This is a genomic window from Enterobacter genomosp. S, from assembly GCF_001631805.1.
GTDB classification, from domain to species: Bacteria; Pseudomonadota; Gammaproteobacteria; order Enterobacterales; family Enterobacteriaceae; genus Enterobacter; species Enterobacter quasihormaechei.
Window position 1 is genome coordinate 587123 of sequence record NZ_LVVA01000012.1, and the last position, 12746, is coordinate 599868.

10 protein-coding genes are annotated in these 12746 nt (G+C 56.7%); all 10 read right to left on the bottom strand.

The window, feature by feature from the left end:
- Positions 1-8: 8 nt before the first annotated feature.
- The 10 genes from hisS to pbpC all read right to left on the bottom strand — a co-directional run bounded on the left by hisS (position 9) and on the right by pbpC (position 12746).
- Positions 9-1283 carry a histidine--tRNA ligase gene (gene hisS, locus A3466_RS10365; protein WP_063450511.1) on the bottom strand — a complete coding sequence of 425 codons (1275 nt, stop codon included), beginning with the start codon at positions 1281-1283 and terminating at the stop codon, positions 9-11.
- Positions 1284-1364: 81 nt separating this feature from the next.
- A complete protein-coding gene (ispG, locus tag A3466_RS10370) occupies positions 1365-2483 on the bottom strand; it encodes a flavodoxin-dependent (E)-4-hydroxy-3-methylbut-2-enyl-diphosphate synthase (RefSeq protein ID WP_003860619.1) in 1119 nt (372 codons plus the stop codon).
- Positions 2484-2509: 26 nt separating this feature from the next.
- Positions 2510-3508, bottom strand: a complete 999-nt coding sequence (gene rodZ / locus A3466_RS10375) for a cytoskeleton protein RodZ (protein ID WP_063450512.1) — start codon at positions 3506-3508, stop codon at positions 2510-2512.
- A 291-nt stretch (positions 3509-3799) separates the two neighbouring features.
- Entirely contained in the window at positions 3800-4966 is a 1167-nt protein-coding gene (locus tag A3466_RS10380; RefSeq protein ID WP_003860623.1) for a bifunctional tRNA (adenosine(37)-C2)-methyltransferase TrmG/ribosomal RNA large subunit methyltransferase RlmN, read from the bottom strand.
- 147 nt (positions 4967-5113) lie between these two features.
- Entirely contained in the window at positions 5114-5545 is a 432-nt protein-coding gene (gene ndk, locus A3466_RS10385; protein ID WP_003860625.1) for a nucleoside-diphosphate kinase, read from the bottom strand.
- 124 nt (positions 5546-5669) lie between these two features.
- Positions 5670-6545 (bottom strand): 4Fe-4S binding protein, encoded by an 876-nt coding sequence (locus A3466_RS10390; protein WP_063450513.1) that lies wholly within the window; start codon positions 6543-6545, stop codon positions 5670-5672.
- Positions 6545-7333 carry a dimethyl sulfoxide reductase anchor subunit family protein gene (locus A3466_RS10395; protein WP_063450514.1) on the bottom strand — a complete coding sequence of 263 codons (789 nt, stop codon included), beginning with the start codon at positions 7331-7333 and terminating at the stop codon, positions 6545-6547. The genes A3466_RS10390 and A3466_RS10395 overlap by 1 nt, the downstream gene beginning before the upstream one ends.
- Complete coding sequence (locus A3466_RS10400; protein WP_022649006.1) at positions 7326-7955, bottom strand: DMSO/selenate family reductase complex B subunit; 630 nt, start codon at positions 7953-7955, stop codon at positions 7326-7328. Before A3466_RS10400 ends, A3466_RS10395 begins: the two co-directional genes overlap by 8 nt.
- Positions 7952-10330: a DMSO/selenate family reductase complex A subunit gene (locus A3466_RS10405; RefSeq protein WP_063450515.1), complete on the bottom strand. Its 2379-nt coding sequence runs from the start codon at positions 10328-10330 to the stop codon at positions 7952-7954. The genes A3466_RS10400 and A3466_RS10405 overlap by 4 nt, the downstream gene beginning before the upstream one ends.
- Before the next feature lie 88 nt (positions 10331-10418).
- Positions 10419-12746: a peptidoglycan glycosyltransferase PbpC gene (gene pbpC, locus A3466_RS10410; RefSeq protein WP_063450516.1), complete on the bottom strand. Its 2328-nt coding sequence runs from the start codon at positions 12744-12746 to the stop codon at positions 10419-10421.

The following is a 12746-nucleotide window of genomic DNA, read 5'->3' on the forward strand; positions in this document are numbered from 1 at the left end:
CCTTCTCCTTAGCCTAATAGAGTGCGCAAGTGTGCCGCAACGCCGTCCTGCGTTACCGTAGTTTGCTCACCAGAGCGCAGGTCTTTCACTACCACTTCGCCGTTGGCCACTTCGGACTCACCCAGCACCAGTGCGATACTTGCGCCCCACTTATCGGCACGAGCAAACTGTTTTTTAAAGTTGCCGCCGCCGTGGTTGGTCATCAGCTTAACGTCCGGCAGCGCATCGCGCACGCGTTCCGCAAGCTGCATTGCCGCAGACTGCGTATCCGCACCTGAGGCCACCAGGTATATATCGACAACAGGATCGGCTTTAAATTCCGGATTAACTGCCTGAACCAGCAAAACAAGTCGCTCAAGGCCCATCGCGAAGCCAACGGCCGGTGCTGCACGACCACCCAGTTGCTCAACCAGACCGTCATAACGACCGCCGGCACATACGGTGCCCTGCGAACCAAGGCTGGTGGTGACCCACTCAAATACAGTGCGGTTGTAGTAATCCAGACCGCGAACCAGACGCTGGTTAACGGTATAGGCAATGCCCGCCGCTTCAAGCAGCTTGCACAGGCCGGCAAAGTGTTCGCGGGAATCTTCGTCCAGGTAGTCACCCAGTGCAGGCGCATCGTTCAGCAGCGCCTGTACGTCAGGATTTTTGGAATCGAGTACGCGCAGCGGGTTGCTGTACATACGACGCTTACAATCGTCGTCCAGCTTCTCTTTATGCTGTTCCAGGAATGCCACCAGCGCATCGCGATAGTTCGCACGTGCTTCCAGAGAACCGATTGAGTTCAGCTCCAGTGAAACGTGCTCAGAAATACCGAGCGCACGCCACCAGCGGGCAGTCAGCATAATCAGTTCGGCATCGATATCTGGGCCTTGCAGACCAAACACTTCCACGCCAAGCTGGTTGAACTGACGATAGCGGCCTTTCTGCGGACGTTCGTGGCGGAACATCGGGCCGATATACCACAGGCGCTGCTCCTGATTGTACAGGAGACCATGTTCGATGCCGGCGCGTACGCAACCCGCCGTCCCCTCAGGACGCAGGGTCAGGCTGTCGCCGTTGCGGTCCTCAAAGGTATACATCTCTTTTTCAACCACGTCGGTCACTTCACCGATCGCGCGTTTGAATAACGGGGTCTGCTCTACAATCGGCAAACGAATTTCGCTGTAACCGTAGCTGCCGAGCACCTGCTTCAGTGTGCCTTCAATGCGCTGCCAGATGGCGGTTTCGCCAGGCAGATAATCGTTCATGCCGCGGATGGCTTGAATGTTTTTTGCCACGTTTATTCTCTTTCTATATACAAAAAAGAACCCAAAGAATGGGCTCAATCATACATGGGAAGCAGCCTGCTTCCCATCACGTTATTTTTCAACCTGCTGAACGCTGATGCGCTGCGCTTCGTCCATCATCGTCGCTTTTGCGCGAATGCGGGCTTCGAGCTGGTCGATCATGTCACTATTATCCAGACGATCTTTACGAACGCCATCTTCATAGAGACCACTTTTCTTGTTACCGCCGGTCACGCCCAGCGTGGACACCAGCGCTTCACCCGGACCGTTCACCACGCAACCGATGATGGACACGTCCATCGGGGTGATGATGTCTTCCAGACGCTGCTCCAGGGCGTTCACGGTGCCGATCACGTCAAATTCCTGACGTGAACAGGTTGGGCAGGCAATGAAGTTGATCCCACGCGCGCGGATACGCAGTGATTTCAGGATATCAAAACCGACTTTGATCTCTTCCACCGGATCGGCGGCCAGAGAGACGCGTAACGTGTCGCCGATGCCTTCAGAGAGCAGCAGGCCAAGGCCAATCGCCGATTTTACCGAACCGCTGCGCAGGCCGCCCGCCTCGGTGATCCCAAGGTGTAGCGGCTGGTCGATCTGTTTTGCCAGCAGGCGATACGATTCAACGGCCAGAAAAACGTCAGAGGCTTTTACGCTCACCTTGAACTGATCGAAGTTAAGGCGATCCAGATGATCGACGTGACGCATGGCGGATTCGAGCAGCGCCTGCGGCGTTGGCTCGCCATATTTTTCCTGGAGATCTTTTTCCAGAGAGCCGGCGTTCACGCCGATACGAATTGGAATGTTTTTGTCGCGGGCGCAGTCAACCACCATGCGAATGCGTTCTTCATTGCCGATGTTGCCTGGGTTAATGCGCAGGCAATCGACACCGTATTCAGCGACTTTCAGCGCGATACGGTAATCGAAGTGAATATCGGCAACCAGCGGCACGCTCACCTGCTGCTTGATCAGTTTGAACGCCTCAGCGGCGTCCATGGTCGGCACAGAGACGCGAACAATGTCCGCACCTACGCGCTCTAACGCTTTGATTTGATTGACCGTCGCTTCCACGTCCGTGGTGCGCGTATTGGTCATCGACTGGACGGCGATAGGCGCCCCATCGCCGATTGGCACGTTCCCAACGTAAATCCGTTTCGATTTTCTACGTTGAATAGGAGCCTGGTTATGCATGTAAAATCTCCCGCATTGCCCGTCTGTTACTGTGCTGCTGATTGTTCGGCATTAACGGTAAGACGCGCAACCTGGTTAGTTCTGATAAAGCGGCTCAGATCGACAGGTTTTCCTTGATACTGGATCTGTACCGCTGCCGGTGCGCCGATTTTAAGCTTGTAAGGTGCCTGGCCCGTTAGATTTAACGTGCCATCTTTGCGTTGCAGGCCGCTGAACAGCTTTTTACCTGTTGCGTCAGTCACTTCCAGCCAGCAATCCGCCGTAAAATTCATCACCAACGCATTCGGGTCAACGGCAGGGGCCGCCGTACCAGCCGGGTCAGTTGGCAGCGACGCCGCGGTGTTATCCGCCTGTGCCGTTGCCGCAGGTGCGGTATCAACATTTGCCTGTGAAGGCGATACCACCGCATTCTGATCCTGGGTTGCTGGCGCGGTATTCGCCGTCGCCTCTGGCGCTGGAGCAGCTTCGGTTACAGGCGCGTTCGTTTCCGCCGTCTGCGGTTCGCTGGAGGTCGCAGCCCCTTCCGTGCTCAGCGGCACGCTTTGTGCACCGTTGGATTGATTAAGCTCAGCGGAGGACTGATCGGCCATGGTGGTGATCTCTTCCTGCTGCGCTTTGTGGTTTTGCCACCACCATGCGCCCGTCAAGCCGATAACCACGAACAGAACCAGCCAGGTAAAGCTCATCAGCCAGCCATCGCGTTTTTTACGACGCTTACCCAGCGAGAAGCTTTGCATCGGCGCCACTTTTGCTGCACGCACCGGCGCCTGCTTCTCCATCATCGGCAGTAATTCGTCTTCAGGGATATGAACCAGTTTGGCGTAAGAACGGATATAGCCGCGCAGAAACGTTGAAGCCAGATCGGCAGGAGCCTTATCTTCTTCAATGTCGCGAACGGTGGAAACCTTCAGGCACAAGCGTTCTGCAACGGCTTGCTGGCTGAGTCCGAGTTGTTCACGGGCGTTGCGAAGACGAACGCCAGTGGAGAGTGCTGCATTTTGATCGTGAGTGGCTTCAGTATTCATTCGCTACAACTACTGGTACGTGAAAATAAGGGTTCAGGTGCCGGTGAGTCACAATGCCACCCGCACCGCGAAACTTCAGGTCAGTTAACCTGGAACAAACAGTATAAGACTGTCGGGCCGCAGATGACAGCGCAGGCGGGCCTTCACGCTAAACTGTTGTTACGTCGTTACATACTGCCCGAAAGTCGTATGAAACGCACCGTAATTATTAATCAGTTGTAATGATTGTGGCTGATTATTCAGTAAATTAATGCTTCACGGCGCAAAAAATGCGCCGTGTCTGCATAATAATCAGACGGTTTTAACCGCGATTGACTCACCCTGCATGCGCTTGCGCAGCGTACGTTTGGTACGGTCAATAACGTCACCCGCCAGCTGACCACAGGCTGCGTCAATATCATCACCACGCGTTTTACGCACGATGGTGGTGAAACCATACTCCATCAGCACCTTGGAGAAGCGATCGATACGGCTGTTTGAGCTACGGCCATACGGCGCGCCCGGGAACGGGTTCCATGGGATCAGGTTGATCTTGCATGGCGTATCTTTCAGCAGTTCTGCCAGCTCGTGAGCATGCTCGGTACCGTCGTTGACATGATCCAGCATCACGTATTCGATGGTCACGCGGCCCTGGTTAGCGTTGGATTTCTCCAGATAACGGCGCACGCCGGCCAGGAAGGTTTCGATATTGTACTTTTTGTTGATCGGCACAATTTCGTCACGGATGGCGTCGTTAGGCGCGTGAAGGGAGATTGCCAGCGCGACGTCAATCATGTCGCCCAGTTTGTCCAGCGCAGGCACAACGCCGGAAGTAGAGAGCGTCACGCGGCGCTTGGACAGACCAAAACCGAAGTCGTCGAGCATGATTTCCATCGCCGGCACGACGTTGGTCAGGTTCAGCAGCGGTTCACCCATCCCCATCATCACCACGTTGGTGATGGGACGCGTCCCGGTGACTTTCGCCGCGCCCACGATTTTCGCGGCGCGCCAGACCTGACCGATGATTTCCGACACGCGCAGGTTACGGTTAAAGCCCTGCTGCGCCGTCGAGCAGAATTTGCACTCCAGCGCACAGCCCACCTGAGAAGAGACGCACAGCGTGGCGCGATCGTCTTCCGGGATATACACGGTTTCAACGCGCTGATCGCCAACGGCAATGGCCCACTTGATGGTGCCATCCGAGGAGCGTTGCTCTTCCACCACTTCCGGCGCGCGGATTTCCGCCACTTCTTTAAGCTTATTGCGCAGCACTTTGTTGATGTCCGTCATGTCATCAAAGTTGTCGCTGCAATAGTGGTACATCCATTTCATGACCTGGTCGGCACGAAACGGCTTCTCGCCCATCTCTTTAAAGAACTCGCGCATCTGCTGACGGTTCAGGTCCAGCAGGTTAATTTTTCCATTTTTATTGGGAACCGCAGGAATGGCGACTTCGGAGGTATTCACTAATTCAGACATAATATTTTCCGGCCTCGTTGTTACACGTTGTGGCCCTTGGTGGGTTGAAAAGAAACGCCCCGGTAAGCAGTCTGCTCGTCCGGGGCGTTGCATTGTACAAAGTCTGGCGCAGGGATGCCACGTTTGCACGCGGCATTTACGAAATTATTAGCGAGTGCGCGGGCACACTTCGCCTTCAGCGAAGAAGAATGCGATTTCGCGCGCAGCAGATTCAACGGAGTCGGAACCGTGGGTGCCGTTCTCGGTGAAGCTGTCTGCATAGTCGGCGCGCAGAGTACCGGCCAGCGCGTTGTCCGGGTTGGTTGCACCCAGCAGGTCACGGTGACGCTGTACCGCGTTTTCGCCTTCCAGTACGGATACCACGATTGGACCAGAAGTCATGAACTCGACCAGACCGTCAAAGAATGGGCGACCTTCGTGCTCAGCGTAGAAACCGCGAGCCTGCTCAACGGTCAGGTGCAGCATTTTGGTGCCAACGATCTTAAACCCTGCTGATTCAAAGCGAGCGAAGATGCTGCCAATAACGTTTTTTGCCACCGCGTTTGGTTTGATGATGGAAAAAGTACGTTCAATAGCCATTGATAACCTCTGTAAAATGTTCTGTTGTTTTTGCATACCTGAGTATGGTGTGGCGCGGATTATAAAGAGCAATAGCGCCATTGCCTATGGTTATGCATAACATTTTTTTAAAATGAGACGAAGATTAGCAACAGCCCGTATTTCGCATACCGTATTGATGGTGAAAACAGAGCGGACACTGCTTTTCATCAGGCGTAAATGACCAGAAATTACGGTGGCACGCCCGGCAAACAGCTTCATATGCCGGTATGGCCACGCTTTTCGCTGTCCCCTCTGTTTGCGTCACTTTTATCGCCCCATGCTGGCATACCGCTTCGCAGCCGCCGCAGCCGGTACAGCGCCCGGTTTCCACGACCAGTTCAGCGTTCTCAAACCGAATCGCGTTTTCCGTACAGCTCCGCCAGCACGCGCCGCACAGTACGCACGTTCCTGCGTCGAGAGCGATCTCTGCCTCGCTAAACGCAGAAAACGCCCTGCGCAGTTCACGCTGACCGGGCACGACGCTACAGGCCCGGACATTCTCACGGGGTACGTGCATCAGCGCGCGGCGGGCGATATTCACCTCGCTGGCGGGTATCAGTTTAAACGCCCACGCCGCTTCACCGCGTCGACGAAGCGCAAGATTGAGCCGGGCAATCGCCAGCAGCCAGTCAGGGTACTGCTCCGCGTCGATACTAATAAAACGAACGTGGTGCTGCACGTGCCACAGCAGCAGCTCATTCACCCCGGGCGGGCGTTCAGTAAAAGGCCCAACCAGCGTATCGCCATACAGAAAGCGTTTTCGCGGCGTGATGCCGGCGATCGCCTCCGTGGGGCAGACAAACAGGCAGTCACCGCATTCAATACAGCGGCTCTCATCAACCGAGATGCCTGCGTCCGTAAAAGAAAAAGCCTGCACAGGACAGGCGTCCGCACAGGCGCAGCAGGAAGCGTGGCGAAAACGGCGACGGACGCACGCATGCGTCACGTCCATCGCCGGGGCAAGCGTTAATCCGCCCATCAGCCAATACTGAAGAAAACGAAGCGCAGCATCAGCTCACCCACAATCAGTAAGGCGCTGCCCAGCAGCATTGAGCCGCGTGCCGCTCTTAAGCCGCCCGCAGCAAAGCACAGCAGACCCGCAACAGAAACGCACCAGCTCAGCAGATGTACCGCGCGCAGTTGTTCGAGCATCCGTAGCGGAGCGTGAGGGAACGTCACTACGGTGTTGTCCATGGCAGTGATGTCCGCCAGCCAGACGGGCTGCATCACCAGACGCACAAGCACCAGCAGCGTGATAATAATTACCGCCGCACGGACGTTGATGCGGGCATGCGGCGCACAGGCCATGCAGGCTGAGCCGATGATCCCCACCGAGCCGATAAACAGCACCAGCGTGTTAATGTGCTGCCACGTCACCACGGACGCATGCATGTAAATCTGCGCCATGCAGAACACGTCGACCAGACCCACCAGACCTGCCACAACCAGCAGCGGCTTCCAGCCCGGCTTTTTGACAAACATCAGCAGCACGGCGAGGCCAAGCGCCGCAAGGTAAAGGCTGGCAAAGATGATCTCACGGCTCAGCCAGGAGCTGGAGACGTGGCGCAGCGCGTTAAGCGCATTAAGCGGATAGCCCATGTGCAGCGCTGAGGCGAGCAGCCCAAGGCTTGCCAGCATAAACGCGCCGAGGGCAGGAAGCAGCACGCTACGTTGCGAAGCGTACGCCCTCCCGAACGCCAGCCAGAGCGTAACGCCAACCGATCCTTGCAGGAACAGCGTAAATATCAGCAGCGGTAACTCATGCATGACGTTTCCCCTCTTTCTCTGCGCCCTGATGCGCCTTAATCACCAGGTTTGGTTTGGTGATGGAGGAATCAGGTAACCCTTTCACATCACAGACCGCACCATACTTCGCCCGCAGTTCATCAATCGGCCCGAATTTAATCGCTTCGAGTGGACAGGTTGCCACGCAGACGGGCTGTTCCCCCTTCGCCTGGAGATCCACGCAGAAATCACATTTGGACATCTGCCCGGTCTGCTCGTTGAGCTGTGGCGCGCCATAAGGGCAAGACCACGCGCAGTACCCGCAACCAACGCACTTATCCGTATCAACGCGGACAATACCGTCCCCAGGACGCTTATGCATCGCGGTGGTCGGACAGTTTTTGGTGCAGATGGGATCTGCACAGTGGTTACAGGAAATTGAGAGCGTGTAGGCAAAAACGTTATTGCTGACGCCGCCCTGCCCGGTCGGGATAAAGCTCCCGCCGTTAACTTCATAAACACGACGGAAACGACGTCCGACCTCAAGGTTGTTTTTATCTTTGCACGCCACCTGGCAGGCCTTGCAGCCCGAGCAGCGAGAAGAGTCGATATAAAAACCCAGCTGTTTGTCGCTCACCGGCGCGTAGTGTTTAAACTGACTCATGCTTTAGCTACCTCCACCAGCATAGTTTGATGGGAATTCCCTTTCGCAAGCGCGGTAATACGGGCAGAACTGAGCACGTTCGCGCAGCCACCTTTATCGATACCCTGCGCGTCCGGCTGCCACCAGGCGCCAGCCTGCATGGCGACAACGCCTGGAATAATGCGCGGCGTGACCTCCGCCGGGATCTCGCAAATGCCGCGGGCGTTATGAATACGCACGGTATCCCCCTGCGCAATGCCGCGCTTCTGCGCGTCCTGTGGGTTAATCCACAGCTTTTGCTGCTGCGCCTCAATTAACCACGGGTTGGCGTACTGGGTGGAGTTAGCGCGGTTTTTACCCTTCCAGGTGATCAGCTGGAGCGGGAAGCGTTTCGCCAGCTCGTCTTCCGGCCCTTCATGGGCAGGCACGTAGTGCGACAGCGCCGGAATTTCCGGATGATGCATGTCGTACAGACGCTTCGAGAAGATCTCAATTTTCCCGGAGGGCGTCGGGAACGGATGGTTTTGCGGATCGCGAATGTTGTCTTCAAAGGCGACGAACGGCGCGCTTTTGAAGAGGTGCTGGCGTGTCTTCTGAAGCGTCGCGAAGTCCGGCAGATTTTCGTCTGGCATGGAGAGCCGCGTCTGTTCCCAGATGTGCTCAATCCACGCTTTTTCGTCACGGCCTTCGCTGAATGCAGGTTCGACGCCAAGCTTAGCAGCAACTTCCCGCAGCCAGTCGTAGTCTGAACGGCGTTCGAATTCGGGTTCAATCAGCTTCTCTGACAGGATCAGATAGCTTGCGGTGCCCCAGGTTTCGCCGATATTCCAGCGTTCCATGAAGCTGGTTTCCGGTAAAAGAAGGTCGGCGTATCGGGCACTCGGCGTCATAAACAGATCGCTTGCCACGATGAACTCGATTTTCGACTCGTCTTCCAGAACACGGGTTGCCTGATGCAGATCCGGGTTCTGGTTGGCCAGATAATTGCCCGCCAGCAAGAACAGGATGCGGATATTGCTGTCCAGCTTCGCGGCATCCTTCAGGCCGTCTTCCGCGGTGACCTTAGAAGCATCATCGGCGGCCTGCACCCAGTTCATTACCGATATCTTGGCCTTCACCGGGTTTTCCGGCATTTCGGGGCCTGCGGCAAATTTCCGGTTTGCGCAGCCGCCATAGCCTGCTGCCCAGCCGCCTTTCACCCCGACGTTACCCGTCAGCGTAGCCAGCAACGTCGAGCCGCGCGCGGTGCGCTCGCCGCAGTTATGGCGCTGCGGCCCCCAGCCCTGGATCAGCGCGGCGGGTTTGGTGGTTGCGTAGTCGCGCGCCAGCTGACGAATGGTCTGCGCAGGCACGTGGGTGATTTTCTCTGCCCACTCGGGCGTTTTTGCCACGCCATCTTTTGCACCGCTCAGATAAGCCATCAGGGATTCATTAGCCGGAACGCCTTCTGGCATGGCGTCTTCGTCAAAGCCCAGGGTATAGCGCTGAATAAAGTCGCGATCGTGCAGATTCTCCGTGACGATCACGTACATCATCGCGTCCATCAGGGCGTTGTCTGTTGTGGGAAGCAGCGGGATCCACTGGTCGGCCAGGGAGGAAACCGTATCGGAATAGCGTGGGTCGACAACGATAAAGCGCGTGCCGTTTTGCTTCATCTTCTGATAGAAGTAGTTGCTGTGCCCGAAGATCGTTTCCGTCGGGTTATGCCCCCAGAGAATGACCAGTTTGGTGTCCAGCAGCGTGTCCAGAGAGCTGCCGCTGGCGGCGGTGCCGTAGGTATACGGCGTAGCTGCCGCCGTGTTACCCATACTGACCGAGTGATAGCTTTCGAGATAGCCGCCGGTTAAGTTCAGCAGACGACGAACCATCTTATCGCCGGAGAAGGTTCCACCGGAAACCGCCGTACCCACATGAACATAGCGTGAAGCCGCACCGTATTTTTGCGTAATGGTTTTTAAATGATTCGCAATTAGGGTGGTGGCTTCATCCCAGGTAATACGCTCGAATTTCCCTTCGCCGCGTTTACCCACTCGTTTCATTGGATATTTTAGTCTATCGGGATGATAAACAAATTTCCGATAAGCCCGACCACGAACGCAGGCGCGCATCACCGGCATTTGCGGATCCAGTGCGTTATCCGGACGCGTTGAAATTCGGGTCACGACGCCTTCACTGACGTGAGCACGAATATCGCACTTACCGCCGCAGTCAAACGTGCTACAGGTTTGCACCACTTTTTCTTCAGGCGTAGCGTCCGATACCGCCGCGCCCTGTGCCTGTGCTTTGCCCGTTTTGATGACAAACGGCAGGGCGGCGAGCGCCGATCCTGCCTGAATAAACTGACGCCGGGATATGGCGGGAATAATCCCCTCTCCCTGATGTTTATTTTTTTTCATTGCTCGTTCCTGAAAATAAAAATGCATTCTCGTTTTTTTTCAGGAACGAATATTGATAATTATCAAGGTAACTCTTCAGGAGTAACACTTAGCGATCTAATTCAAAATTCACTGTCGCCGTTTGTCCTGTTTCATCTAATACAATTAATTGATATTTACCCGGTAAATATAATTGCAATGAATAATTCTTTTGATGGCCGTCCAGCGGCTCGCCGTTCAAAAACCACCATCGCTGCCCCTCCCCGCCGCTGGTTGAAACGAAAAGGGTTATATTTTTCTCGCCCGGAAGACGTTTAATGACCGCCCCTTCCCTGACGCCGGACAACATCAGCGGTGCTGCATTATGGTTATCCAGCGGGGGGCAAACCCCGGAACGGGCGGGGAGACGAGCAGCCCGTTTTTCGGCAGCTGGCAGCCAGGGCTCCAGCGGCAATGGCCACACATCCAGCACTTTCTCTGTGGCATCCGGACAATCCGCCGCGACGCGTTTTCCTTCTTTATCCAGCCAGACCGGGAAACGGATCCCGCGAATGCCTTCCTGTTCCGGCAACAGCAGCGTAGGCGGTTCACTGCCTTCAAGCAGCCAGGTTGACAGCCGACGCCGACAGTTCTCGCTCCCTTCAGGCAGGAACTGGCCGCCTGGCCAGCAAATCACGCCCCGCCCAACGCTGGCAGGACGCGGATCGCGCGGCAGACGCGCTTCATCCACCATTGAGCGTGACTGAAGCATGTTATTCACCTGATTAAGGAGCGGAACCGCGCTGGCGAAACCAAACTGCCCCGCAACGGGCGTACCGTCCGGACGTCCAGTCCAGATACCGATGACATAGCGGGCATTCAGCCCGATGGCCCAGGCATCACGGTAGCCGTAGCTGGTGCCCGTTTTCCAGGCCAGCGGCGCAACCTGGGGCAGCGCGCTGTCCGGCAGGGGCTGCGCTTCGTTGGCAAGTATGCGACGAATAATCCACGCCGCGCCCTGCGACAGCAGCGGACGTTCGATCAGCGGATCGCCAGGCTGTAAACGCAGTCGGCCCGCCTTCCCCTGACGCGCAAAAGCGCTGTAGGCGGCAGCGATATCAGCCAGGCGCGCCCCAGCGCCGCCCAGAATCAGGGAGAGATTGGGCTGCGCCCCCGCAGGGAGAATGAGCGGTAATCCCGCGTTGCTCAGCATGCCTGCAAAGCGTTTTGGACCGTACGCTTCCAGTACCTGCACCGCAGGCAGGTTGAGGGAACGCACCAGGGCTTCGCTCATGCTGACCGGCCCGTGAAAGCCACTGTCAAAGTTGCCGGGACGATAATCTCCGGTTTTTCTTGGGACATCCTGAAGCAGCGAGGCGGGATGGATCAGCCCCTCGTCCAGCGCCATGCCATAGATGAATGGCTTGAGAACCGATCCCGGCGATCGGATCGCATTGACCATATCCACGTGGCTAAAACGGCTGTCATCATTGATATCCACCGAACCTACCCAGCCACGCACTTTCATGGACGTATGATCCACGACGATCATCGCCAGCGAACTGCGGGCGGGCAGGCGCGATTTCCAGTTCATTGCCAGCTCTTCAAGCTGCCTTTGCAGGGCTGCATCCAGCGTGGTGACTATTTTTGTGTCACGACTTTTACTGAGCATCATGCGTGAAAAGAGCGGCGCCAGCTGCGGCATCTGCCGGGGGGCCAGCCACACCGGTTCTTCACGGGACTCTTTCACCTGCTTCTCTGACCAGACGCCCTGAGTCAACATGCGGTCGAGCACTTTGTTACGCGCCGCTTCCGCACGCGCCGGCCAGCGGTCCGGACGCAGACGGCTTGGCGCCTGCGGCAGCACCGCCAGCAGCGCCGCGTCGGAATAGCTCAGCCGTGAGGGCGGCTTTCCAAGGTAAGTCCAGCTTGCAGCGCCCACGCCCTGCAACGTGCCGCCAAACGGGGCACGGTTAAGATACAACGTAAGAATGTCACGCTTGGAGAGATGCCACTCCAGCTGCATCGCCCGCCACAGCTGGCGAATTTTGCCGCCAAAGGTGCGCGGATGCGGATCCAGCAGGCGCGCCACCTGCATGGTCAGCGTGCTCCCGCCTGACACGACTCTCCCGGAAGTGAGATCCTGCCAGGCGGCACGCATTACAGAAAGCGGATTGACGCCAGGGTGGTTCCAGAACCAGCGATCTTCATACTGGATCAGCGCCTCCAGATAGCGTGGGGAGACGTCTTCAATGGTAACCGGATAGCGCCAGATGCCTTCGCTGTCGGCAAAACGCCACAGCGGGACGCCCTGCTCATCCACGACCACTCGCGCAGGGTTGACCTCTTTCAGGGGCAACGGCCACACGCGGTCAGCGACGACAATCAGTCCCCCTAAAACGAGAAGCGCTCCCGCCAGCCACAGCCAGTGGGAGCGAATCAGGCGCGTTATCCGCAT

Coding starts and splice junctions, on each gene's coding strand:
- ndk (WP_003860625.1), bottom strand. CDS start 5,545: ATGGCTATTGAACGTACTTTTTCCATCATCAAACCAAACGCGGTGGCA.
- A3466_RS10395 (WP_063450514.1), bottom strand. CDS start 7,333: ATGCATGAGTTACCGCTGCTGATATTTACGCTGTTCCTGCAAGGATCG.
- ispG (WP_003860619.1), bottom strand. CDS start 2,483: ATGCATAACCAGGCTCCTATTCAACGTAGAAAATCGAAACGGATTTAC.
- rodZ (WP_063450512.1), bottom strand. CDS start 3,508: ATGAATACTGAAGCCACTCACGATCAAAATGCAGCACTCTCCACTGGC.
- A3466_RS10400 (WP_022649006.1), bottom strand. CDS start 7,955: ATGAGTCAGTTTAAACACTACGCGCCGGTGAGCGACAAACAGCTGGGT.
- pbpC (WP_063450516.1), bottom strand. CDS start 12,746: ATGCGGATAACGCGCCTGATTCGCTCCCACTGGCTGTGGCTGGCGGGA.
- A3466_RS10380 (WP_003860623.1), bottom strand. CDS start 4,966: ATGTCTGAATTAGTGAATACCTCCGAAGTCGCCATTCCTGCGGTTCCC.
- A3466_RS10390 (WP_063450513.1), bottom strand. CDS start 6,545: ATGGGCGGATTAACGCTTGCCCCGGCGATGGACGTGACGCATGCGTGC.
- A3466_RS10405 (WP_063450515.1), bottom strand. CDS start 10,330: ATGAAAAAAAATAAACATCAGGGAGAGGGGATTATTCCCGCCATATCC.